This window comes from Kribbella sindirgiensis, from assembly GCF_004331435.1.
Taxonomy (GTDB): domain Bacteria; phylum Actinomycetota; class Actinomycetes; order Propionibacteriales; family Kribbellaceae; genus Kribbella; species Kribbella sindirgiensis.
Genome location: NZ_SJKA01000002.1, coordinates 625,439 through 647,945 on the forward strand (window position 1 = coordinate 625,439; position 22,507 = coordinate 647,945).

Annotated in this window: 24 protein-coding genes; 9 read left to right on the forward strand and 15 right to left on the reverse strand. The window is 69.6% G+C overall.

Annotated features, from left to right (window positions below; all coding sequences use genetic code 11):
* Nucleotides 1–90: 90 nt before the first annotated feature.
* Complete coding sequence (locus tag E0H50_RS07680) at nt 91–1,470, reverse strand: NAD(P)H-quinone dehydrogenase (protein ID WP_131285886.1); 1,380 nt, start codon at nt 1,468–1,470, stop codon at nt 91–93.
* 31 nt (nt 1,471–1,501) lie between these two features.
* Here E0H50_RS07680 and E0H50_RS07685 point away from each other — a divergent pair, with 31 nt between their 5' ends.
* Complete coding sequence (locus E0H50_RS07685; RefSeq protein WP_130382731.1) at nt 1,502–1,963, forward strand: gamma-glutamylcyclotransferase; 462 nt, start codon at nt 1,502–1,504, stop codon at nt 1,961–1,963.
* A gap of 96 nt (nt 1,964–2,059) precedes the next feature.
* Nucleotides 2,060–3,694: a phospho-sugar mutase gene (locus E0H50_RS07690; protein ID WP_131285887.1), complete on the forward strand. Its 1,635-nt coding sequence runs from the start codon at nt 2,060–2,062 to the stop codon at nt 3,692–3,694.
* A 42-nt stretch (nt 3,695–3,736) separates the two neighbouring features.
* On the opposite strand, the gene E0H50_RS07695 is transcribed toward E0H50_RS07690, so the two are convergent.
* From E0H50_RS07695 to E0H50_RS07710, 4 genes are all read right to left on the reverse strand, one after another.
* Complete coding sequence (locus tag E0H50_RS07695; RefSeq protein WP_130382735.1) at nt 3,737–4,186, reverse strand: hypothetical protein; 450 nt, start codon at nt 4,184–4,186, stop codon at nt 3,737–3,739.
* Nucleotides 4,187–4,341: 155 nt separating this feature from the next.
* Nucleotides 4,342–5,268 carry a neutral zinc metallopeptidase gene (locus E0H50_RS07700; protein ID WP_165547027.1) on the reverse strand — a complete coding sequence of 309 codons (927 nt, stop codon included), beginning with the start codon at nt 5,266–5,268 and terminating at the stop codon, nt 4,342–4,344.
* Between the two features lie 145 nt (nt 5,269–5,413).
* Nucleotides 5,414–6,310, reverse strand: a complete 897-nt coding sequence (locus tag E0H50_RS07705) for an alpha/beta hydrolase (protein WP_238150831.1) — start codon at nt 6,308–6,310, stop codon at nt 5,414–5,416.
* Nucleotides 6,311–6,317: 7 nt separating this feature from the next.
* Nucleotides 6,318–6,878, reverse strand: a complete 561-nt coding sequence (locus tag E0H50_RS07710; RefSeq protein ID WP_131285889.1) for a PH domain-containing protein — start codon at nt 6,876–6,878, stop codon at nt 6,318–6,320.
* A 58-nt stretch (nt 6,879–6,936) separates the two neighbouring features.
* Here E0H50_RS07710 and deoC point away from each other — a divergent pair, with 58 nt between their 5' ends.
* The 4 genes from deoC to E0H50_RS07730 are packed head-to-tail and all read left to right on the forward strand — an operon-like array spanning nt 6,937 to nt 11,223.
* Nucleotides 6,937–7,893, forward strand: a complete 957-nt coding sequence (deoC, locus tag E0H50_RS07715; protein WP_131285890.1) for a deoxyribose-phosphate aldolase — start codon at nt 6,937–6,939, stop codon at nt 7,891–7,893.
* Nucleotides 7,894–7,898: 5 nt separating this feature from the next.
* Nucleotides 7,899–9,335, forward strand: a complete 1,437-nt coding sequence (locus tag E0H50_RS07720; protein ID WP_131285891.1) for an aldehyde dehydrogenase family protein — start codon at nt 7,899–7,901, stop codon at nt 9,333–9,335.
* Nucleotides 9,325–10,206 (forward strand): aldehyde dehydrogenase family protein, encoded by an 882-nt coding sequence (locus E0H50_RS07725; protein ID WP_131285892.1) that lies wholly within the window; start codon nt 9,325–9,327, stop codon nt 10,204–10,206. The genes E0H50_RS07720 and E0H50_RS07725 overlap by 11 nt, the downstream gene beginning before the upstream one ends.
* Before the next feature lie 3 nt (nt 10,207–10,209).
* Nucleotides 10,210–11,223 carry a S66 family peptidase gene (locus E0H50_RS07730; RefSeq protein ID WP_131285893.1) on the forward strand — a complete coding sequence of 338 codons (1,014 nt, stop codon included), beginning with the start codon at nt 10,210–10,212 and terminating at the stop codon, nt 11,221–11,223.
* A 110-nt stretch (nt 11,224–11,333) separates the two neighbouring features.
* Here the strand turns inward: E0H50_RS07730 and E0H50_RS07735 are convergent, their stop codons facing one another.
* Together E0H50_RS07735 and E0H50_RS07740 are read right to left on the reverse strand one after the other, a co-directional pair.
* Nucleotides 11,334–11,966 (reverse strand): hypothetical protein, encoded by a 633-nt coding sequence (locus tag E0H50_RS07735; RefSeq protein WP_131285894.1) that lies wholly within the window; start codon nt 11,964–11,966, stop codon nt 11,334–11,336.
* A 17-nt stretch (nt 11,967–11,983) separates the two neighbouring features.
* On the reverse strand, nt 11,984–12,994 hold the full coding sequence (locus E0H50_RS07740) for a serine/threonine-protein kinase (protein ID WP_131285895.1): 1,011 nt from the start codon (nt 12,992–12,994) through the stop codon (nt 11,984–11,986).
* 41 nt (nt 12,995–13,035) lie between these two features.
* On the opposite strand from E0H50_RS07740, the gene E0H50_RS07745 reads away from it, so the two are divergent.
* Nucleotides 13,036–13,575 carry an RNA polymerase sigma factor gene (locus tag E0H50_RS07745; RefSeq protein WP_131285896.1) on the forward strand — a complete coding sequence of 180 codons (540 nt, stop codon included), beginning with the start codon at nt 13,036–13,038 and terminating at the stop codon, nt 13,573–13,575.
* A 13-nt stretch (nt 13,576–13,588) separates the two neighbouring features.
* Here E0H50_RS07745 and pepN read toward each other — a convergent pair whose 3' ends face one another.
* The 4 genes from pepN to E0H50_RS07765 form a co-directional block, all read right to left on the reverse strand.
* Nucleotides 13,589–16,030 carry an aminopeptidase N gene (pepN, locus tag E0H50_RS07750; RefSeq protein WP_131285897.1) on the reverse strand — a complete coding sequence of 814 codons (2,442 nt, stop codon included), beginning with the start codon at nt 16,028–16,030 and terminating at the stop codon, nt 13,589–13,591.
* A gap of 16 nt (nt 16,031–16,046) precedes the next feature.
* Complete coding sequence (locus E0H50_RS07755) at nt 16,047–16,430, reverse strand: hypothetical protein (protein ID WP_131285898.1); 384 nt, start codon at nt 16,428–16,430, stop codon at nt 16,047–16,049.
* A 10-nt stretch (nt 16,431–16,440) separates the two neighbouring features.
* Entirely contained in the window at nt 16,441–16,578 is a 138-nt protein-coding gene (locus E0H50_RS07760) for an oxidoreductase (protein WP_131285899.1), read from the reverse strand.
* Nucleotides 16,579–16,845: 267 nt separating this feature from the next.
* A complete protein-coding gene (locus tag E0H50_RS07765; protein ID WP_131285900.1) occupies nt 16,846–17,721 on the reverse strand; it encodes a LysR family transcriptional regulator in 876 nt (291 codons plus the stop codon).
* Between the two features lie 82 nt (nt 17,722–17,803).
* Between E0H50_RS07765 and E0H50_RS07770 the strand changes: the two genes are divergently transcribed.
* Nucleotides 17,804–18,547 carry a sulfite exporter TauE/SafE family protein gene (locus tag E0H50_RS07770; RefSeq protein ID WP_131285901.1) on the forward strand — a complete coding sequence of 248 codons (744 nt, stop codon included), beginning with the start codon at nt 17,804–17,806 and terminating at the stop codon, nt 18,545–18,547.
* Nucleotides 18,544–18,801 (forward strand): hypothetical protein, encoded by a 258-nt coding sequence (locus E0H50_RS07775; protein WP_131285902.1) that lies wholly within the window; start codon nt 18,544–18,546, stop codon nt 18,799–18,801. The genes E0H50_RS07770 and E0H50_RS07775 overlap by 4 nt, the downstream gene beginning before the upstream one ends.
* Here the strand turns inward: E0H50_RS07775 and E0H50_RS07780 are convergent.
* The 4 genes from E0H50_RS07780 to E0H50_RS07795 all read right to left on the reverse strand — a co-directional run bounded on the left by E0H50_RS07780 (nt 18,785) and on the right by E0H50_RS07795 (nt 22,438).
* Nucleotides 18,785–19,282 (reverse strand): YkvA family protein, encoded by a 498-nt coding sequence (locus E0H50_RS07780; protein WP_131285903.1) that lies wholly within the window; start codon nt 19,280–19,282, stop codon nt 18,785–18,787. The genes E0H50_RS07775 and E0H50_RS07780 overlap by 17 nt on opposite strands.
* Nucleotides 19,283–19,759 (reverse strand): DUF3592 domain-containing protein, encoded by a 477-nt coding sequence (locus E0H50_RS07785; protein WP_131285904.1) that lies wholly within the window; start codon nt 19,757–19,759, stop codon nt 19,283–19,285. It abuts the gene before it with no gap.
* 12 nt (nt 19,760–19,771) lie between these two features.
* On the reverse strand, nt 19,772–21,163 hold the full coding sequence (xylB, locus tag E0H50_RS07790; RefSeq protein ID WP_420323235.1) for a xylulokinase: 1,392 nt from the start codon (nt 21,161–21,163) through the stop codon (nt 19,772–19,774).
* 87 nt (nt 21,164–21,250) lie between these two features.
* A complete protein-coding gene (locus E0H50_RS07795; protein ID WP_131285905.1) occupies nt 21,251–22,438 on the reverse strand; it encodes an RNA-guided endonuclease InsQ/TnpB family protein in 1,188 nt (395 codons plus the stop codon).
* Between the last annotated feature and the right edge of the window lie 69 nt (nt 22,439–22,507).

The window sequence follows — 22,507 nt, forward strand, 5'->3', positions numbered from 1 at the left end:
ATCCCAATCGGCCGCGAGCGCGTCAATCAGCAAACGTTCGAACTCCTCGTGCGAGTCCCGTGCGAGCCGACCACGTGGTACCGCGACACTTCATGAGCGCAGGTGCAGCCGGCGGGCCGCTTCGGCCACGGAGCCGGAGACGGACGGGTAGACGGTGAAGGCCTGGGCCACCTGGTCGACCGTCAGGCGGGCACCGACGGCCAGGGAGATCGGATGGATGAGTTCGCTGGCGCGCGGGGCCACGACCACGCCGCCGACGACGATGCCGGTGTTGGGCAGGCAGAAGAGCTTCACGAAACCGTCGCGGACGCCCTGCATCTTGGCGCGGGCGTTGTCGGCCAGCGGCACCTTCACGACCATCGCCGTACTGCCGCCGGCGTCGACCACCGCCTGGGTCAGGCCGACCGTCGCGATCTCGGGGGCCGTGAAGACGTTCGCGGAGACCGTTGACTGGTCCAACGGAGTGACGGCGTCGCCGAGCGCGTGCGCCATCGCGATCCGGCCCTGCATGGCGGCCACCGAGGCCAGCATCAGTACGCCGGTGCAGTCACCGGCGGCGTAGACGCCACGGGCCGTGGTCCGGGAGACCCGATCGACCTGGACGAACCCGCCGTCGGTCAGCGACACGCCCGACTCGACCAAGTTCATGTCATCGGTGTTCGGCAGGGAGCCGACCGCGAGCAGGGCGTGCGACCCCTCGACCTTGCGGCCGTCGGTCAGCGTCACCACGACGCCGTCGCCCTGCCGCTTGACCGACTCGGCCCGGGACTTGCCCAGGACCGTCAGGCCGCGCCGCTTGAACACGTCCTCCAGGACCGCTGCCGCGTCAGCGTCCTCACCCGGCAGCACCCGGTCCCGCGACGACACCAGGACGACGTCGCTGCCGAGCGCGTCGTACGCGCTGGCGAACTCCGCGCCGGTGACGCCGGAGCCGACCACGATCAGCCGCTCGGGCAGTTCCTCGAGCTCGTAGACCTGCTCCCAGGTCAGGATCCGCTCGCCGTCCGGCTCGGAGCCCTGGAGGATGCGAGGCCTTGCACCGGTGGCGATCAGGATCACATCGGCGTCCAGGCGCTCGTCGCCGACCACCACGGTCTCCGGCCCGTCCAGGCGGCCGCGGCCCTTGACGATCCGGACCTTGTCGCGGTCCAGCCGGCGCCCGATGCCCTCGGACTGGGCGGTGGCCAGCGCCTTCACCCGTTTGTTGACGACGGAGAGATCGACACGCACGGAGTTCGCCGGGTCGTCGTCGCCGTCGTCCAGCCGGACGCCCAGCTCCCCGGCCTCCTCCACCTCGGTCATCACCTCCGCGGTGGCGATCAGGGTTTTGCTCGGTACGCAGTCGGTGAGCACGGCGGAACCGCCGATCCCGTCGGAATCGACGACCGTCACCTCCCCGCCCAGCTGGGCGGCCGCACTGGCCGCTTCGTACCCGCCTGGACCGCCTCCGATGATCACAACTCGCGCCACGGGAGGTCATTCTTCCGTATCCTCTGTTTCCGTGACCCTGTACGCCGCGTTTGCGTCGAATCTGGACCCGAACCTGATGTCCGAGCGGTGCCCGTACTCGCCACTGCGCGGGACCGGCTGGATCACCGGCTGGCGCCTCACCTTCGGCGGCGAGGAGCTCGGTTGGGAGGGCGCGATGGCCACCGTGGTCGAGGACCCGGCCGACCCCGCCAACCAGGTCTTCGTGGCGCTCTACGACATCCACCCCAAGGACGTCGAGCGCCTCGACGAGTGGGAGTGGATCGACCAGGGCGTCTACCGCAAGATCCAGGTCCGGGTGCAGACCCTGGACGGCGAGCAGCTGGCCTGGATGTACGTGCTGAACGCCTACGAGGGCGGCCTGCCCTCGGCCCGCTACCTGGGCATCCTGGCCGAGGCCGCCGAGGCGGCCGGCGCCCCCGACGACTACGTGGCGGACATCCGCTCACGGCCGTGTCAGTCGTCGGGTCACTAGGTCCTGTCTGGTGATCCAGCGCCGTAGCGAGGAGGTGCCGTGCCGAGTGCCCCGCAGTAGGCGATGGATCACCAGGCAGGGCCTTAGAGTGCCCATGTGACCGATGATCTGAAGGCCGCGGCCGAGGCCTGGCTGCGCGAGGACCCTGACCCTGACACCCGCCTCGAGCTGACCAAGCTCCTGGACGCCGCGGACTACGACGAGCTGTCCGACCGGTTCGACGGCACCCTGGAGTTCGGTACGGCGGGTCTGCGCGGTGCCGTCGGCGCCGGACCGAACCGGATGAACCGGGTCGTCGTGATCCGCGCCGCCGCCGGACTCGCGGCGTACCTGAAGGCCAAGGGACTCACCGACGGCCCGGTCCTGATCGGGTACGACGCCCGGCACAAGTCGGACGTGTTCGCGCAGGACACCGCGGCCGTGATGCGCGGCGCCGGCCTGGACGCCGTCCTGCTCGACCGGCCGGCCCCGACGCCGGTCGTCGCCTTCGGGATCGGGCACCTGCACGCGGTCGCCGGCGTGGTCGTGACCGCGTCGCACAACCCGCCGCAGGACAACGGTTACAAGGTCTATCTGGGCGACGGTTCGCAGATCGTGCCGCCGGCCGACGCGGAGATCGCGGCCGCCATCGCCGCGGTCGGATCGCTCGCGGACGTACCCCGCGGCGACGACTGGCAGACCACCGGGGACGACCTGCTGAACGCCTACCTGGACCGGATCGGCCAGCTGGTGCCGGCCGACGCGCCGCGGGACCTCAGCGTCGCGTACACGCCGCTGCACGGGGTCGGCCGGACCCTCGTCGAGGCCGCGGTCGCCCGGGCCGGGTTCGCCGTACCGCAGGTGGTCGCGGCACAGGCCGACCCGGACCCGGACTTCCCGACCGTCTCGTTCCCGAACCCGGAGGAACCGGGCGCGATCGACGCCGCGCTGGACCTGGCCCGGTCGATGAACGCGGATATCGCGGTGGCGAACGACCCGGACGCGGACCGGTGCGCGGTCGCCGTCCCGGACGCCGCGGCCGCGGGTGGCTGGCGGATGCTGCGCGGCGACGAACTCGGCGCGCTGCTCGGAGAGTTCCTGCTGTCGTCGAGGCCTGCCGGTGTGGCGGCGTGCTCGATCGTGTCGTCGTCGCTGCTCGGCAAGATCGCGGCGTCGTACGGCGTCCGGTACGTCGAGACGCTGACCGGGTTCAAGTGGATCGGCCGCGTGCCGGAGCTGGTCTTCGGCTACGAGGAGGCGCTCGGGTACTGCGTGGACCCGGCGGCGGTGAAGGACAAGGACGGCGTGTCGACGCTGGTCCGGGTGCTGCAGCTGGCCGCGCAGGCGAAGGCGGCGGGACGCACGCTGCTGGACCTGCTGGACGATCTCGCGGTCAAGCACGGGCTGCACGCGACCGACCAGTTGTCGGCGCGGGTCGAGGATCTGTCCCTGATCGCTCAGGCGATGGACCGGCTGCGCGCGCAACCGCCCACGACCCTCGGGTCGTACACGGTCGAGCGGATCGACGACCTGAGCAAGGGGTCGGAGTCGTTGCCCCCGACGGACGGGCTGCGGTACACGCTGTCCGACGGCGCACGCGTGGTCGTGCGCCCGTCGGGGACGGAGCCCAAGCTGAAGTGCTACCTCGAGGTGGTCGTCCCGGTCACGGCGGACGTCACCGCGGCACGCGCTCAGGCAGCCACCGCGTTGGCAGCCGTGAAAACCGATCTGGCTGCCGCGGCAGGTATCTAGCCAGGTATCTAGCTCAGAACACCTGGCGGGTGGTTCTGGAGCTCAGCGGGCGGCTGCGGCCGCTTCGGCTTCCTCGGCGTGCAGGGAGCTCTGCAGCGACGAGTGCAGGATGCGGAGCGTGCTGGTGGACTGCATCAGCGCGTCCCGCTCGTCCGGGTTCCGGTTGGCCAGCGCGGCGATGTCGCTGATGGCCGCGTCGATCCGGGCGATCCGGTCGGCGACCGAACCCTCCTGGCTGCTGGCCCGGCGGATCGCCTCGGACGTGACCGTCCAGACGTCCTCCTTGTCGTTGGTGCGCCGGGACATGTCCACCATCTGGCTCAGCGCGGCGAGGTCGTGGTCGACCTGGGTGCGCTCCACCGGCACGGTGATCCCCGCGGTCGCCTGCCGCAGCCGGGTGACGTGCCCGGACAGCTCCGACCAGGTGCTCCGGCCGCTCTTGATCTTGTCCAGCACCTTCGCGTACTCGGTGTTGAACTCGTCGTAGTTCACTGTGACTCCTGCCGTTCGAGGCTCGACTCAGAAACTCTAGGGCGTCCGCAGCCGAAACAAGTAACCACACGATCGCAGATCGTGCAGGTGTCGCCAAAACGCAACAGCCGCCCGGTACGCCAACGCGTACCGGGCGGCTGAGTTACGTACCGACGTCAGGCGACGTAGGTGGAATTCGCGTTCCAGGTGTTGCAGTTGCCCGCGACGGTGTAGCTGCGCGAGGCGTTGAAGCCGGCCTTCGACCAGAAACCGTGGTTCTTGGTCGAGCCGTGGTCACGCGGGTAGCCCGGCTGGTCGCCGGAGTTGTTGACGACGTACAGCCACTGCGTGTACAGGCCACCGCTCATCGGGTAGTAGCGCTTGTTCGCGCCGATGCTGGCGCCGCCGAGGCAGGACGCCTGCAGCTCACGACGACGGCTCTCCTCCATCTGCGCGGCGTACGTGCTGAACGCACGCTGACGCGCCCAGGAAGCACCCAGGATGCCGGTCAGCCACTGGACGTGGTGGCCGTACTCGTGCGCCGTCACCTGGGTCGCGTAGGCACGCGCCAGGGTCGGGCTCGAGCCCCAGAAGCTGATGATCTCGGGGGCGTAGATGTAGATCCAGGCCTTCCCGTTGTAACCGCAGAAGAACGAGGTCCGGGTGACCGCGCCACAGTACGAGTTCGCGGTCGGGGAGGTGTAGAAGACCAGCTTCGGGGCGACCTTGTACGCCGCGCCGGCCTGCTTCAGCGGCAGCGCCCACTCGGCGTAGGTGCAGCGGAAGTGCTGGGAGACGTAGGCCTGGACGCCCGCGAGCGTGCGCATCGAGACGTTGACCTCCTTGCACTTCGACGGGGTGATCGGCCCCGTCTTGTACAGGCGGTTGTAGCGCACGAGGTTCAGCGTCGACGACTTCGTGGTGACCGCGTCGCCCTGCGGCACGCTGCCGATCGAGAAGGCAGGGCCGCCGACCGGCAGCGGGTCGGCAGTCGTCGCGGTAGCAGCCGTGGCCGCCGTGTTGGTCGTGCTGGAGGTCTGCGCGGCCTGGGCATTCGGCAGCGCCGTCACCGCGAGCCCGGCCAGGGCAGCGACGGTGGCCATGCCACGCAGGGTGTAACGGGAGAGGTTGACCATGAGCTCCACTCTCGATGTGTCTAGGGACCTGTCGGGCTAATCCTGAGTGCACAAGGGTTCACTCAAGGGCTGAACACGGGCTCTGACGCCGCGATTCACGCCACAGTTCCGCTCACCGGCCCACTTTTTGGCCCAGAAATCGCAACTGGTCAGGAAGCATGCGCCGCCAGTAGCCGGGCGTGTGGACGCCGGCCTGCTGGCCGCCCGACGCCTGCAACTGCTCGCGGAGCTCGCGCGCGGCGTCGGCGAACGGGTCGTCGCGGCCGCAATCGATGCGGACGGCAACGTCTCGGAATCCGCTCGGCCGGTCGAACACCTGGCTGCGCTCGAAATCCGCGGCGTCGTCGAACGCCCCCGGCTGGACGTCGGCGTAGCTGCGCCACAACGCCGGGCTGAGCGCACCGACCGCGACCGCTCGCGCGGACGGCCCGACCCGCCGTTGCCAGTAGTGCAGGGCGACCCACAGCAGAGCGCCGTACCCGCCCATCGACCAGCCGAGGACGCCGAACCGGCTGGTCTGCAGACCGCGACGGGTCAGGAGGGGGAGGAATTCCTGGTCGAGCATGAACCCCGGGTCGTTGCCGTCGGCCCTTCGGTGCCAGTAGCTGTCCCGGCCGCCGTCCACGGTCGCCAGTGCGAACGGCGGCGAACCCGCGCGCACCGCAGCGGTCAGGTAGCGGTCGATGCCGAGGTCGTTGACCGCCGACGTGTGGTCGCCGCCACGACCGTGCAGGACGAGGACGACGGGCAGCTCGGCCGACGCGGCGTACCCGTCCGGGTAGATGACGCTGTAGCCGACCTTCGTGCGCCGGCCGAACGAGTCGAAGCTCCCCGAGACCACCGGACCCGCGGGTACGTCGGGTACGACGCCGTCCGGTCCGGTGAGGCCGAGAAACTCGTGCACCCGGGGACGGCCGGGGATGACCCCCGTTTCCAGGGCAGCCACCGCGGCGACACCCGTCACCGCGGCCGCGGCGCCGGTGCGGACGAGGGCGCGCCGGGTCAGCACGCGCCGGTCAGCGGACCACGGCCGCGACGACCGCGATCACGGCCAGGACGCCGACGACGATCAGCTCGGGCCGCGCCCACCCGCTGACCACGTCGCCCTCGGACTTCGTGGCGTACTGCTCCTGGTGGTGCTCGATCCGGTTCACGACGAAATCGGCCTTGGAGATCGAGCTGTCGGCGGCGAGCTTGCGGCCGCCGACACGCTGCTTGCGCAGGTCCCGCATGACCAGCTGGACGCCGGGGGCGCGGAACCGGTCGCCGTCGGTGTGCACCCGGAGAATGTCGGTCACGTCGACGCCGGTCACCTTCGACCACGGGATCTGGTGGTCGCGCAGGTGGTTACGCAGCAGCAGGTTCTCGGGGCTCAGGGTGACCGACGGCCGGATCAGGCCGACGTAGGCCAGCACCATGAAGATCCCGATGATGCTGCCGACCATCAGCCCGGTGGCGGTCCGCCACTCCAGCAGGATGTCGACCAGGCCGAGCGCCCCGATCACGATCACGATGGACCCGGTGATCCGGTTCGAGGCGGACAGGTACTGCTCGCTCTCCGGCGATTTCGACTTCACCCGCACAAAGTAACCGGCCCGCACTGCCGGCACTAGAATCGGCACTAGACTGCCGTGGGTGACCACACTCGACAGCGGCGTCGACAGCTTGGCCGACGTGACCTCGTCCGAGGACCGGCTGCGCCGGTTCCTGCTCGGGCTGCCGGGCGTCGACCAGGTCGGCGCGGAGGCCCGCGCCGCCACCCTGAGCACCCGGTCGATCAAGACCACGGCCAAGCAGTACGCGCTGGACCTGGCGATCCAGATGATCGACCTGACCACGCTGGAGGGACAGGACACCCCGGGCAAGGTGCGCGCCCTGTGCGCGAAGGCGAAACGGCCCGACCCGGCCGACCCGACGGCTCCGCAGGTCGCCGCCGTCTGTGTGTACCCGGACCTGGTCGCGACCGCGAAGCGCGAGCTGCAGGGCTCCGGTATCAACGTGGCGAGTGTCGCAACCGCCTTCCCCAGCGGGCGTTCCAGCCTCGCGATCAAGGTCCAGGACACCAAGGACGCGGTCGCGTCCGGCGCCGACGAGGTCGACATGGTGATCGACCGCGGCGCCTTCCTGTCCGGGCGGTACGCGATGGTCTTCGACGAGATCGCCGCGATCCGCGAGGCGGCCGGCGACGCGCACCTGAAGGTGATCCTGGAGACCGGCGAGCTGGTTACCTACGACAACGTCCGGCGGGCCTCCTGGCTGGCGATGCTGGCCGGCGCGGACTTCATCAAGACCTCCACCGGCAAGGTGTCCCCCGCGGCCACGCTGCCGGTCACGCTGGTGATGCTGGAGGCGGTCCGCGACTACCACGAGGCGACCGGGCTGCACATCGGCGTCAAGCCGGCCGGCGGGATCCGGACCGCCAAGGACGCGATCAAGTACCTGGTCACCGTCAACGAGACGGCCGGACCGGACTGGCTGGACCCGGAACTGTTCCGCTTCGGGGCGTCCAGCCTGCTGAACGACCTGCTGATGCAACGCACCAAGCTGGCCACCGGGCACTACCCGGGTCCCGACTACTTCACCTTGGACTGACAGGCATGAGCAGATTCGAGTACGCCCCCGCGCCCGAGTCGCGGGCGATCGTGGACATCAAGTCGTCGTACGGGCTGTTCGTCAACGGGCAGTTCATCGAGGCGACCGACGGGAAGCCGTTCAAGACCGTCTCACCGGCGTCCGAGGAGGTGCTCGCGGAGGTCAGCGAGGCCGGTCCCGCGGATGTGGACAAAGCGGTGAAGGCGGCCCGGAAGGCGTTCGACAAGGTCTGGGGCCCGATGAGCGGCAAGGACCGGGCGAAGTACCTGTTCCGGATCGCGCGGCTGATCCAGGAGCGGTCGCGTGAGCTCGCGGTGCTGGAGTCGCTGGACAACGGCAAGCCGATCCGCGAGTCCCGCGACGTCGACATCCCACTGGTGGCCGCGCACTTCTTCTACTACGCGGGCTGGGCCGACAAGCTCGAGTACGCCGGTGTCGGCGACGACCCGCAGCCGTGGGGTGTCGCGGGCCAGGTGATCCCGTGGAACTTCCCGATGCTGATGCTGGCGTGGAAGATCGCGCCGGCACTGGCGGCCGGCAACACCGTCGTACTGAAGCCCGCCGAGACCACGCCGCTGACCGCGCTCGCCTTCGCGGAGATCTGCCAGCAGGCCGATCTGCCGCCGGGTGTGGTGAACATCGTCACCGGCGCCGGCCGCACCGGCCAGGCCCTGGTCGAGCACCCGGACGTCGACAAGGTCGCGTTCACCGGCTCCACCGACGTCGGCCGCGCGATCGCGAAGTCGGTCGCGGGCACGCACAAGGCGGTCACGCTGGAACTCGGCGGCAAGGCGGCGAACATCGTCTTCGAGGACGCCCCGATCGACCAGACCATCGAGGGCATCGTCAACGGCATCTTCTTCAACCAGGGTCATGTGTGCTGCGCGGGTTCGCGGCTGCTGGTCCAGGAGAGCGTGTACGACGAGGTTCTCGCGCGACTGAAGCGCCGGATGGGCACGCTGCGCGTCGGCGACCCGCTGGACAAGAACACCGACATCGGCGCGATCAACTCGGCGGCCCAGCTGGCGAAGATCCGCGAACTGTCGCAGATCGGCGAGGACGAAGGCGCCGAGCGCTGGTCACCGGACTGTGAGCTGCCGGCCAACGGCTACTGGTTCCCGCCGACGGTGTTCACCGGGGTCTCGCAGGCGCACCGGATCGCCCGCGAGGAGATCTTCGGCCCGGTGCTGTCCGTGCTGACCTTCCGGACCCCGGCCGAGGCGGTCGAGAAGGCGAACAACACCCCGTTCGGCCTGTCCGCGGGGATCTGGACCGAGAAGGGTTCCCGGATCCTCTGGATGGCGAACCAGCTGCGCGCCGGCGTGGTCTGGGCGAACACGTTCAACCGCTTCGACCCGACGTCGCCGTTCGGCGGCTACAAGGAGTCGGGCTACGGCCGCGAGGGCGGTCGCCACGGTCTGGAGGCCTACCTTGCCCACTAAGGACACCGCGACGCAGAGGCTTGAGGTGCGCAAGACCTACAAGCTCTACATCGGCGGCGCCTTCCCCCGCAGCGAATCCGGCCGGTCGTACGTCGTGAACAATGCCAAGGGCAAGTTCCTCGCGAACGCGTCACAGGCCTCCCGCAAGGACGCCCGGGACGCGGTCGTCGCGGCCCGGAAGGCGTTCGGCGGCTGGCACGCGCGGACGGCGTACAACCGTGGTCAGGTGCTGTACCGGATCGCCGAGGTGATGGAGGGCCGGCACCAGCAGTTCAGTGCCGAGGTCTCCGCCTCCGAGGGGTTGTCGATCTCCAAGGCCCGCGCGGTCGTCGACGCGTCGATCGACCGCTGGGTCTGGTACGCCGGGTGGGCCGACAAGCTCGCCCAGGTGGTCGGATCGAGCAACCCGGTCGCCGGCCCGTACTTCGACTTCTCGTTGCCTGAGGCAACCGGTGTGGTCGCGGTCCTCGCCCCGCAGGACTCGTCGCTGCTCGGGCTGACGTCGGTGATCGCGCCGGCGATCGTCTCCGGCAACACGGTCGTCGCCGTCTCGTCGTACGAGCGCCCGCTGCCGGCCGTGACGCTGGGCGAGGTGATGGCGACCTCCGACGTACCGGGTGGCGTCGTCAACCTGCTCACCGGGTCGGCGTCCGAGATCGGGCCGTGGCTGGCGTCGCACGACGACGTCAACGCGATCGACCTGTGCGGCATCACCTCCGACGACGAGGCCCGCGACCTGGAGATCGCCGCGGCCGGCAACCTCAAGCGGGTACGCCGTCCCGCCGCGGAGGACTGGTCCGCGGACCAGGGCCTGTCCCGCCTCACGCAGTACCTCGAACTCAAGACCGTCTGGCACCCGATCGGCGTCTAGGACATGCTGAAGCCAGGTGACCGGGTGGCGATCGTCTCGCCGTCCGGAGGGTTGCCGGAGATCTTCCCGGGTCCGTACGAGCTCGGTCTGCGCCGGCTGCGGGACGACTTCGGGCTCGACCCGGTCGAGTACCCGACGACTCGGAAACTGCGGAGCACCCCGGCCGAGCGGGCCGCCGACCTGCACGCGGCCTGGTCAGACCCGTCGATCCGCGCGGTGTTCGCGTCGATCGGCGGATCCGACCAGATCACCGTGCTGAAGCATCTCGACCCGGCGATCTTCCAGGCCGACCCGAAGCCGTTCTTCGGGTACAGCGACAACACCAATCTGCTGAACTTCCTGCATTCGCTCGGCCTGCCGGGCTACTACGGCGGCAGCGTGATGGTGCAGTTCGGCCGCGGCGGCGCGATGCACCCCGACACCGAACGGTCGTTGCGGACGGCGATCTTCGGCGGCGGCGAGTTCGACCTGACACCGGCCGCCGGCTGGACCGACGTCGACCACGACTGGGCAGTCCCGGCGAACCTGGAGACCGAGCCGCCGCTGTTCCCCGGCACCGGCTGGACCTGGAGCGGCACACGCGAGGTCACCGGCAAGCTGTGGGGCGGCTGCATCGAGATCATCGACTGGCAGCTCGCCGCGAACCGCTGGATGCTGCCGACCGAGTCCTACAGCGGGGTGCTGTTCTGCGAGACCAGCGAGGAGATGCCGCCGTCCGAGCACGTCTACTGGATGCTTCGCAATCTCGGCGAGCGCGGTCTGCTGGAACGGTTCGACGCGATGCTCTGGGGCCGTCCGAAGTCCCGGTCGCTGGACCGGACGCTGACGCCGGAGCAGTCGGTCGCGTACGTCGCCGACCAGTACATCGCCGTCGATCGGGCGCTGGCGGAGTACAACCCCGGCGCGGTCGTCGTGAAGGGCCTCGACATCGGCCACACCGACCCGATGCTGGTCCTCCCGTACGGCGGCCAGGTCCACATCGACCCGACCGCCCAACGAATCACAGTCACCTACTGACCCAACCCCACCCCGCATTTGGCTGGCTGACCCACCAATTTCGTGGGTCAGCCAGCCAAATGAGGGGTTGCACACCCTGACTCACGGTGCACAACCCCTGATTTGGTGGGTCAGCCAGCCAAATGCGGTGAGCGGATCGTGGTGCGGGTCAGGGCGGGATTGGGATCGGGGTAGCACGAGACAGGGGCGGTGGTGGTGATGAACTTCCATTTGATCTTGGCCTGGAAGGTGAGGCCTGGGTCGTCGTAGCTGCTGCCTTTGAGCTTCGTTTCGATGGTGGTTCCGGCGCGGCCGGACTTGAGGCGGACGCTGAGTGTGGGGAGCTGGAAGGTGGCACCACCAGGGATCGGGCCGGCGACCTTGAGGACTGCGGTATTGCCCTCGAGCTGCACGGACGGCGTGGAGTTCAGGCCCGAGCCGCCGGCCAGGCCGGCGCTGACGTACGACGAGTTCGCCGGGATCGGCACCCGGAGCGTGAGGTCGCGGACCTCCTTGAGCTTGAAGCCCTTGACCTCGCCGGGGAGCGTTCCGGGTTGCAGGTGGACGGCGATGGTGAAGCGGGTGTTCGCAGGTACGACGGCCGGCGCCTGCGCGTCGACGGCCTGGCGCACCGAGATCGTGTGCCGGCCGAACTTGGTGTCGGCGCGACAGGCATAGGTGGCGATCGGTTGATTGGTCGCGATCGGTTGATTGGTCGGAGCCAGCAAGGCAAGAATCACCGCAAGACTGCTGACAGTAGCCATATGACTACTCTATGCAGTTACCGACCGAAGAGGAACCATCCGCCGGCACCCGCGGCGACGAACACCACCGGCAGCGCGAGCAGGAACCAGGCACGTCTGCGACGGCGTCGCCGGACCGGAGGATCGGTCGCGACGGTTGTGTCCAGGTCGTCGTCGGTGATCGCGGTGCGCTCGGCCGCCCGCAGCGGCGCCTCCTGCTCCAGCCGGTACGCCTCCGCCTCCAGCCGCTCGGCCAGCGTGTCCGCGCGTTCCCAGCGGTCGGTGACGCGGTAGGCCAGCGCCCGCGCGAAGACGTCGTCGAGTTGCCCCACCGAGTCGTGCAGCACCGAGCGCAGGCTCGGCGGCGCCAGGTCCGGGTCCCGGTTCAGTACGTCGCCGATCGAGCCGGCGGAGTACGGCGGATGCCCGGTGACGAGTGCGTACGTGACCGCGCCGACCGCGTAGATGTCCGCTCGCTCGTCGAACCCTCCGTCGCCGCGGCCCTGCTCGGGCGCCATGTACGACGGCGTACCGACGGCCTGCGTGAGACCGGACGCCTCGGCGGCCCGTTTCGCCAGACCGAGGTCGGCGAGCACGATCCGGTGGGTTCCGCCGCCGGCCTCGTCACCCGGTCGCAGCAGCAGGTTCGCCGGGGTGACGTCGCGGTGCACCACGCCCTCGCCGTGCAGCGCGGCCACCGCGCGCGCCAGGTCCGCGCCCCACCAGAGCGCGTCCACGGCGTCGAGCGGCCCTTGCCGCAGTACGTCGCCCAACGTGCCGCCGCCGACGTAGTCCATCACGAAGTACGGACGTCCGTCCGGCAGCTTGCCCAGGTCGAACACCCGCACCACGCGGTCGCTGGAGATCCGCCGCATCAACCGCGCCTCGGACAGGAAGCGTTCGCGGACGTCGGCCCGCGACGCCCAGTTGTCCGCGAGAACCTTGACGGCCACGTCGACGTCCAGGTCGTCGTCGTACCCCCGCCAGACAGTCGCGAACGCGCCCGCGCCGATCTTGTCCCGTAACCGGTACCGCCCGATGACATCCATCCCGGCTATTGTCGACCACAACCAGGTTTAAAAGGGGGAGCATGACCGAAGAGCTGGAAGAACTCGGGGCCCGGGCGGCGTCTGGGGACCAGACAGTGCTTCCACAACTTCTTCAGGCCATCCGGCCGCAGGTGCAGCGGCGGGTGGCCAAGTTCCTGCCGTACCGGGAGGACGCCGAGGAAGCGGTCCAGGACACCCTGCTGCAGGTGGTGAACAAGGTGCACACCTTCAAGGGCACGGGCAGCTTCGCGGGCTGGGTGACGATCGTGGCCACCAACCAGGCCCGGCAGACCTACCGGTCGCTGAAGCGCCGCGCGGTCGAGCAGTCGGCCGAGGTCATGCCGGAGTCCGTCGACCCGCGCACCACCTCGGTCATCGCCGGGTCGCGCCTCGACCTGCTCGAGGCCCTGGAGGCGCTCGAGTCCAGCCACCCGCAACTCGTCCAGCCGCTCGTGCTGCGCGACCTCGGCGCGATGACGTACGCCGAGATCGCCCACGAACTCGACGTCCCGCTCGGCACCGTCAAGGCCCGCATCCACCAGGCCCGCAAGGCCGTCGCGGAACGCCTCACCGTCCGCTGACAACGGGCCTGCCTCAGCCGAACGTACGGCGTACCTCGACCGCGCGGCGCAGGTCGTCGAGGAAGTCGGCCGTCTGGCGCCGGATGCCGGACACCACGGTCTCGTCCGCGATCAGCGCCTCGGCCGGGGCGATCAGGTCGGCGTCCACGACGAAGCGTGGCGCCATCCGGTGCGCGGTGAGTCCGAGGACCATGCCGGCCCGGATCTCGCCGGTGTGCGCGATGTCGGTGAAGAACCGGCGCGCGTACGGCGCGGTGACGGCGGCCTGCGCCGGGTGCCAGAACCCCTCGGCCGCGGCCAGCAACTCCTTCACGCCGACGCCCGGGTCCGTCATGATCCGTGTCCAGGCCGCCTCCTTGCCGTCGGGCAGCGCCGCACGGCAACGAGCGGCCTGGTTGACGCCTTCGGTCGACCGGTCGCGTGCGAGCTCGGCGTCGATCTCCGCGGCGCCGTACGCTCCGAGCCGCACCAACCGCAGGACCACTGCCCAGCGCAGGTCGGCGTCGATCTCCAGCCCGTCAGGAGCGCCGGTGCCCTGGAGCCAGGAGGTCAGTAGGCCGGCGTCGTCGGTCGTCGAGATCAGGCCGCGCGCGGTCACCAGTTGGAGGCTGCTGCCCGATGCTGTCGTCACCAGCTTGTCGCGCAGCGCGTCGGCCGCGAGACCGTGGTACCGGTCGTAGTCCAGGTAACGCCCGAGCAGACGCGTCTCGAGCCACTGCACGAGGGAGCCGACCGCGATGTCACTGGTTTCGTGCGGAAGCGCGGCCACGAACAGGTCCAGCGCCTGCCGGGGGTCCAGCTCGGCGTCCGCGACCGCGTCCCGGACCGAGTTCCAGATCACCGCCCGGGTGGTGCCGTCCACGATCGCAGGAAGCACCGCCGGAAGGTTGCGCAGACTGACCGCGTCCAACCGGATCTTCGCCCAGGTGTCGTCCCCCGCATCCGGCACCACCACACCGGCATCGTTGCCCAGCACAACTTCTGCCGAGTCGTCCGCGATCACCACGTCGACCGAGGCGCCCGACCCGTCGGCGTCGTACACCCCGACGCTCAACTTGTGCAACCGCCGCGACTCGTCCGGACTCTTCCGGTGCAGGACGACACCACCGGGCGTCCGCTCGACCGAGATCGTGTCAACCCCCGACGTCCGCAACCACTGGTCCGACCACGCGTCGAGGTCGTGCGCACCGGCCTCGGTCAGCTTCGCGAGGAACTCGTGCAGATCGGCGTTCCCGTACTCGTGCGCCTCCAGGTGCGCGTTGACGCCCTTCAGGAACACGTCGTCACCGAGATACTTGGCCAGCTGCTTCAGCACCGCCGCGCCCTTCGCGTACGAGATCCCGTCGAAGTCGTCCAGCGACTGCCGCGCGTCCTTGAGGCTGTCCGGCGCGACCGGATGGGTGGAGCTGGTCTGATCCGTCTGCAGCCCCCACCACTTCCGGACGAACGCGAAGTCGGTCCAGTTGTCCCCGTAGCTGGTCGCGTCCTCCGACACCCGTTGCGCCATGTACTCGGCGAACGACTCGTTCAGCCACATGTCGTTCCACCACTTCATCGTGACGAGGTCGCCGAACCACATGTGCGCCATCTCGTGCACGACGATCCGCGCCCGGGTACTGCGTTCCGCCTCGGTCGCCTGCCCGCGGTACACCAGACTGTCGGCGAACGTCACGCAGCCGGGATTCTCCATCGCGCCGAGGTTGAAGTCGGGGACGAACGCCTGCCAGTACTCGCCGAACGGGTACCGCTGCCGGAACAGCCGGTGGTACTCGTCGAACGCCTCGCGGGTGGTCCGGAACAGGTCCTCGGCGTCGCGCTCCAGGTGCTCCTTCAGCGACTGCCGGCAGGCGAGTCCGAGCGGAATCCCGTCGTACTCGCTGCGGATCTGGTGGTACGGGCCGGCGACCAGCGTGACGAAGTACGTCGACAGCGGCTTGGTCTCGGCGAGCGTCCACTCCCCCGGCGCGGTCCGGGTGGCCGCACCGTTGCCGAGGACGACCCAGTCCTCGGGGCACTTCACCGTGATCGTGTACGGCGCCTTGAGGTCGGGCTGGTCGAAGCAGGGGAAGTACCGCGGGGCGGACTCCAGGGACGACATGCCGTACGTGTAGACGCGACCGTCCGCGGCGTCGACGGATCGCTGCAGTCCTTCGCCGTCGGCGGCGTATCTCAGCTCCGCGCTGACGACGAGGTCGTTCTCGGCCTGCAGGTCGGTCAGCGGGAAACGGCCGCCGTCGAGTGCTTCGGCGTCGAGAGATTGGCCGTTCAGTTCGACGCTGATCAGTCGCTCGGGTTTCACGTCCACCCAGCTCGTACTGCTGGTGGCCCCGAACCGGATCCGGCTGGTCGTGACGAACGTGTCCCCGGTACCTGTCAGGTCGAACGCGATCTCGTACGACCGGAGGGCCAGGTCCGCCGCCCGCTGCCGGGCCTCTTCAACTGTCAACGCACGCATGGACGCAACGCTATCTCTACGTTCCAGGCGGCTTTCGGCGTGCGGTGTCTGCTGCCAGCGAAGCGACGGCGCGGACCTGGTCGTTCACCGGGTGCTCGAGCACTCCGGTGATCAGGCCGAGGTCGTCCGGCTCGGCGAGGATGGTCAACACGTTCAATGCACTGACGTGGTCGAAGCCGGCCGGGACGTCCGCGTCCGCCTCGACGGGTGGCCGGGCCAGGATCCCCCGCGCGACCTGCCGTACCTCGTCGGCCATCGGTTCGAGCGGGTTTCCGCCACTCACCTGCGTGTACGCCGCGGCCACCTGGTACATGTTCAGGGCCCGGCACACCATGCCGAGGTTCTGGCTGTGCAGCAACGCACCGAACGCCTGCAGGGGAATCGCCTCGTCCGGGTTCATACCCGAAACGCTAGTCGACGGGGTCAGGCTGGAAGAACCGCAGTACCTTCTCGGCGGCGTCCTGCCCGGAGATCATCTCCAGCGTCCGCGCGGAGAGCTTCGCGGCCTCGGTCGCGCGAGCCTGCATCACCGGCTCGTAGGCCGCCACCGCAGCGTTCAGGTCGCCCGGAGCCGCGGCGATCGCGAGGCGACCCCAAACCAGTTTGGGGAGTCCTGCCCTCCCGAATCGGGCAGTGCGGCTCCCCAGTCCACACACAGTCTCCCCAAACCGGTTTGGGGAGACTTTCGACCAGGACTGGGGAGAGCTACTGCCCGAATCGGGCGGGTAGGACTCCCCACATGCCCCCATCCCCTGTTGTACCTCGGCGGCGCGGGTAGCTGCTCCGGACTGTGTCGCGAGGTTCCACTCGGGACGCTAGCGGGTGGCGGCCGTGTGTAGGTGGGTCGCGAGCAGGTGGGCGGGCTCGGGGGCGTTCGCGGCATAGCAGAGCAGGTGCCGGCGGGTGGACCAGGAGTCCTGCAGTGGGCAGATCTCGACGGCGGTGCTGGCGTCGACCGCCCGGCGTGGCACGATCGCGAGACCCGCGCCCGCGGTGGCCAGGGTGATCAGCGCGTGCAGGGTGGGGACGACGGTCCGATAGCGCGGCGCCGGCGCGTGCGGTCCGAGGCGATCGTCCATCCATTGACTGAGCGGCGAGTTCGGCACGAGACCGACGAGGGGATGCTCGGCAACCTCGGCGTACGCGATCGACGTCCGTCCGGAGAGGGTGCCGCCGGCCTGACCGATCACCACCAGCGAGTCGTCGGCCAGCGGTTCGGTCCGCAACTGGGTCGGCTCGTCGTCGAGGATCACGCCGAGGTCCGCCTCGCCGGCCGCGAGCAGGCGGACGCTGCGGATCGTACGGCGCTCGCTCACGTTCACGTCGTACTCCGGGTGGTCGCGGAGGAACGTGGCGAGGGCGGCCGGGACGAGCTGGTGCATCGCGGACCCGCCGGCGACCAGGCGGATCGGCGCCGACCGCGACACGGCGTACGACGCGACCGCACTGTCCAACCGGGTGGTCTCGGCAAGGACCTCGCGGGCGTGCCGGGCCAGGGTCGCGCCGGCCGGGGTGAGCCGGACCCCCCGTCGCTCGCGCACCAGCAGGGGTACGCCGGCCTGCGCTTCGAGCGCTCTGACCCGCGCGCTCGCCGAAGGCAGACTGAGGTGCATCACGCGCGCGCCGCCGGTGATCGAGCCTTCCGCGGCGACGTGCGTGAAGAGCCTGAGGTCATCGAGGTCGTACCGCATGGGACCAGCCTACGGCTCAGACTAAGGCTGGCTACGGCGATCGCGCATTGTGGAGTGCACCCCGAACCCGGATCCTCGAAGGGTGCTGCTGATCCTCCTGGCCGGTGTCGCGGCCGGCGCGCTGAACGCCGTCGGCGGCGGCGGGAGTTTCGTGGCCCTCGCCGCCCTGGTCGCCGCTGGGATGCCGCCGGTCACCGCGAACGCGACCACGACCGTCGCGCTGCTGCCCGGGAACGCGACCAGCGCCTGGGTCTACCGCCGCGAGATCGAGGGCTTCAGCCGGCCGTCGCCGATCAGGCTCACTCTGGCCAGCGTCGCCGGCGGGGCGGTCGGGGCGGGCCTGTTGCTGTTGTTGCCTTCGGCCTCTTTCGACGCGGCGGTCCCGTGGCTGCTGGCGTTCGCGACCGTCGTCCTCGCCTTCGGCAAGCGGCTCACGGAGGCGCTCCGGCTCGGGCGACCGGGCCCGGTGGCGATCCTGGCCGGGCAGTTCCTGCTGGCGATCTACGGCGGGTACTTCGGCGGCGCGGTCGGGCTGATGATGCTCGCGTTCTGGACCGCGACGACCACCCTCGACCCGGCGCGCGGGAACCCGCTACGGGTCATCCAGGTCGCGGCGGTCTACCTGACCGCGGCGGTGATCTTCGTGTTCGCGGCCGACGTACTCTCACAGCCGTTGCATCTGGTCGCCCTGCTCGCGGGCGCGGTGATCGGCGGGTACGCCGGGGCGCACCTCGTCCGGCGACTGCCTCCGACGATGCTCCGCGGGCTGGTCCTCAGCACCGCCGTCCTGATGACCGGGCTGTTCTTCGTACGGGCGTTCGGATGACGCCCGGGCAACTGGCGATGGCCTACCAGGCGTGCGCGGTCGCGGACCTGGCGACCGAAGCGGTCGGGCTGGACGATCCCGCGGAGGCGGTCGCGCAGGCGGCTCGGGTGCTCGCCGCGGCCGAGCAACTGGTTGCCGCCGCCAACCGTCTCGGCTCGGGCGAGCCGCCCGCGGACCCGCTGCAGCGGTTCGCGTACGAGCATCCCGAGGAAGCGGCCGAGGACGTGGCCGACTGGGTCAGCCGCCGTCCGTAGCCCGCCGGCCGGTCGGCGGCTCGTGCGGGAGTTGCTCGCGTTCCTTCCGCAGGTAAAGACCCGCCGCGGTCGACACGCTCGTCAGGAGCCAGACGCCGACGCCCGCGTCGTCGGTGACACCAATGATCGGGAGCAGATCCGGGAGGATGTCGATCGGCGAGACGAGGTAGACGAGGGCCAGCAGCCAGAGGAACGTGCGGCTCTTCGGCAGGTCGGTGTAGGCGCCCCGGCGGACGTCGCGAAGCAGCCGCGGCAGTGCCTTGGCGCGATCGATCACGTTCCCGACCGGCACCGGCTCGCCGTTGGCGATCTTCCGCCGCCGGACCGCCCGGCGGCGCACCGCACCCAGCGCACCAACCCCGGCGCCGATCACCAGCAGCCCGATCCCGGCCGCAACGGCAGGCAGCCCGACGACGTCACCGTCCCGGAACAGCAACGTCAGCAGCCCGATCACCCCGAGCAACCCACCGAAGTACACCATTCACCAAGGGTAGGGCGAGACCTGCGGCGGTGCCTGGTTCGACGGGCCGCGAGGCCAGAGCGCGAGGACCAGGGCAGCCAGGCACAGGATGCCCCCGAAGCCCACCGTGATGTAGGTCGCCAAGTAGTCGAGCTCGCCGGCCACCTGCATCCGGGTGGGCTTCTCCGGGTCGTACACCACCCGGATCTTGTCCCCGACCGCGCGGGTCGTCGTCGAGTACCGAGTCGTCGCGGTGACCGGCTCACCGTCGCGGGTCGTGTAACTGACCGTGATCCGGGCCCGCTTCCCGGTCCTGATGTGGTCGATCGTCGCCTCGACGGCCACGCCGCGATGCTTCAGCACCTGGACCTCGTGCCACTCGTAGTAGCCGAACACGAAGAACAGCACCGCCGCGCCCAACGTCATGATGGCCTGGAGCTTCCGATCGGGGCGGCGCCGGCTCTCAGGCTGGAAGGGCTGGTACGGCTGGGTCGTCATCGAGGCATGACGCTACCGGTTGTAAGGGTCCGCCAGCAGGGAGCGCGTCTTCGTGAGGACCTGTCCGTAGTTGGCGCGGATCGCGGCGGCGTCGACGGTGATCGCCGGCTCGGGTTTGCCGACCGGGACCTGCCAGGTCGGCGGAGTGGCCGCGCCGGACAACGCCCAGGCCGCTTGGCGAGCGGCTCCGAGGGCGACGTACTCGGCAGGTTCGGGGAGGACGACCTCGGCGCCGAGGAGGGCCGGAGCGAGAGCCTGTACGGCGCGGGAGCGGGCGCCACCGCCGAGGAGCAGGACGCGGTGCACCGGCAGGCCCTGGTCGCGGAGCGCGTCGACGGCGTCGGCGAGGCCGCAGAGCAGACCCTCGACGGCGGCGCGGGCCATCGTCGCGGGCTGCATGGTCGCGCGCGTGAGGCCGTAGATCAGGCCGGTCGAGTGCGGGAGGTCCGGCGTACGTTCGCCGTCCAGGAACGGGAGCAGGACCAGGCCGTCGCTGCCCGCCGAGGTGATCGCGGCCTCGTCGAAGGCGGACAGGTCCAGGCCGAGCATCTGCGCGGTCGCGGACATCACGCGGGCCGCGTTCAGCGTGCAGACGAGCGGCAGGTACTCGCCGGTGGCGTCGGCGAAACCGGCCACCAGGCCGGTCGGGTCCGCGGTCGGGTGCGCCGAGCGCGCGAACGCCGTACCGCTGGTGCCGAGGGAGACGGCGACGTCGCCGGGCTGGAGATCGAGGCCGAGCGCGGCCGCGGCGTTGTCCCCGGTGCCCGCTGCGAGCGCGGCGCCGAAGGAGGTCTGGCCGACGACCTCCGCCGGCCCGGCAACCCGAGGCAAAGCAAGTTGGCGACCGAAGGCCAGCTCGACCAGGTCCGGCCGGTAGCTGTTGGTCGCCGGCGACCACCACCCGGTCCCGGACGCATCCCCTCGGTCGGTGGTGATCCCCTCGATCCCGGAACGGTCCGCCGCCAGCCGATGCGTCATCCAGTCATGCGGCAACACAACAGCAGCCGCCCGCCGCGCCGCCTCCTTGTCCCGTACCCAGCGGAGCTTGGTGACCGTGAAGGACGGTACGGGGACGGAGCCGACTGCTTCGGCCCAGGCTTCGGGGCCGCCCAGTTCGGTGATGAGTTCGGTGGTGGCGTCGGCGGAACTGGTGTCGTTCCAGAGGACCGCCGGGTGCACGACCTCGCCGGTGTCGTCCAGCAGGACCATGCCGTGCTGCTGACCGCCGATCGCCACCGCCTGGACGCCGTCGAGCAGGCCGTCGGACGCGATCTCCCACGCCTTCCACCACTCGGCCGGGTCCACCTGGGTGGCGTCCGGGTGCGGCGCCCGGCCCTCGCGAACGACCGCTCCGGTCTCGGCGTCGCACACCAGAACTTTGGTCGCCTGGGTGGAGCAGTCCACACCGGCGACCAGCCTCAGCTCATTGACTGCTCCCTGCCCTGATGAGCGAGGATTCCGCCCATCGGTAGCGCTGTTGGGATTCATGGCTCACGCTGCCTTTCCAGTCGGCGACTGAACGGGTCTTCCGCGATCGGCACCATCCGGGTTCAGACCTGCCCGGTTGAGCATCACACGCGCGGAGTTCTTGTCTCTTGGCGAGACCACTCCGCACACGGTACAGGTGTAGGTCCGCTCACCCAGCGGCAATGCGTGCTTGGCTCTCGCTCCGCATTGCGCGCAGTCCATCGTGGTGTGCGCGGGATGTACCAGTAGGACGGTCCTGCCGTGCTTATGGCCCATGTCGAGGAGTGCCTGTTTGGTAGCCGCGATGGCGGCGTCGGCAGCCTTCTTGGCCATCGTGGACTTGGCGAGAAACTTCGGACGGAAGTCCTCCAGTGCCAGCGCGTCATGGTCGCGGACAACCTTCTTCGCCCACTTGCGGGCGTAGTCCTGCCGCTGGCGGCTGACCTTCTTCAGTATCTTCGCGCGGCGCCTCCTCGCCTTCTTGTAGCCGTTGCTCTGCGGGTGTCCCTTCTGACTGCGACGCCGCGATATGGCCTTGTTGGCAGCCGCCAACTCTGCCGCTGCTCTCGTCCCGAAACCGGGGTGTGGCAAGTCGTGGTCATCGCTGGTGGTCGTCGCGATGTCCTTGACTCCCCAATCGATACCGAGGACGGCGCCCGTCCCAGGCAGCGGCTGTGTCTCGGTCAGCACCACGAACGACGCGTACCAGTGCCCAAGCGAATCTCGGTAGATGCGGACGCTCGACGGCACAGATGGCAATTTCCGTGACCACACCACAGTGACGGACAGGCCCCCGGCGAGGTTCAGCTTGCCGGCCTTCAGGCGGAAGCCGTTGCGGGTGTAGTTGAGACTCGGGTCTGTCAGCTTCTTCTTCTTGAAGCCCGGCATGCCCGACCGTCTGCGCATCGGGAGCTTGTCCGCGATGTCCTTGATCGCCTTGGCACGGGACTTGCCGAAGTCGCGGATAATTTGCTTCTGCGGGATCGACGCACCAGCCCGCAGCCACGCGTTGTCGGCACGCCACTGCGTGCACATCTTGTCCAGCGTCGCGGGACCGATATTTTCCCCGCGCTCGTACGCCGACCTGGACTCGGCGACGCATTGGTTCCACACCCAGCGGCAACGGTCCCACTCCGACAACAGCACCTGTCCAGCGCCGGAACCGACGCGCAGACGGTAGGTGTAACGCGCTGAACTGGCGGCGGTGTTCATGACTCCACATCTTGCACCTGGCCTACGACAGTTTCTGACGACGATCGACCGGTACATCGAGCAGCCGAA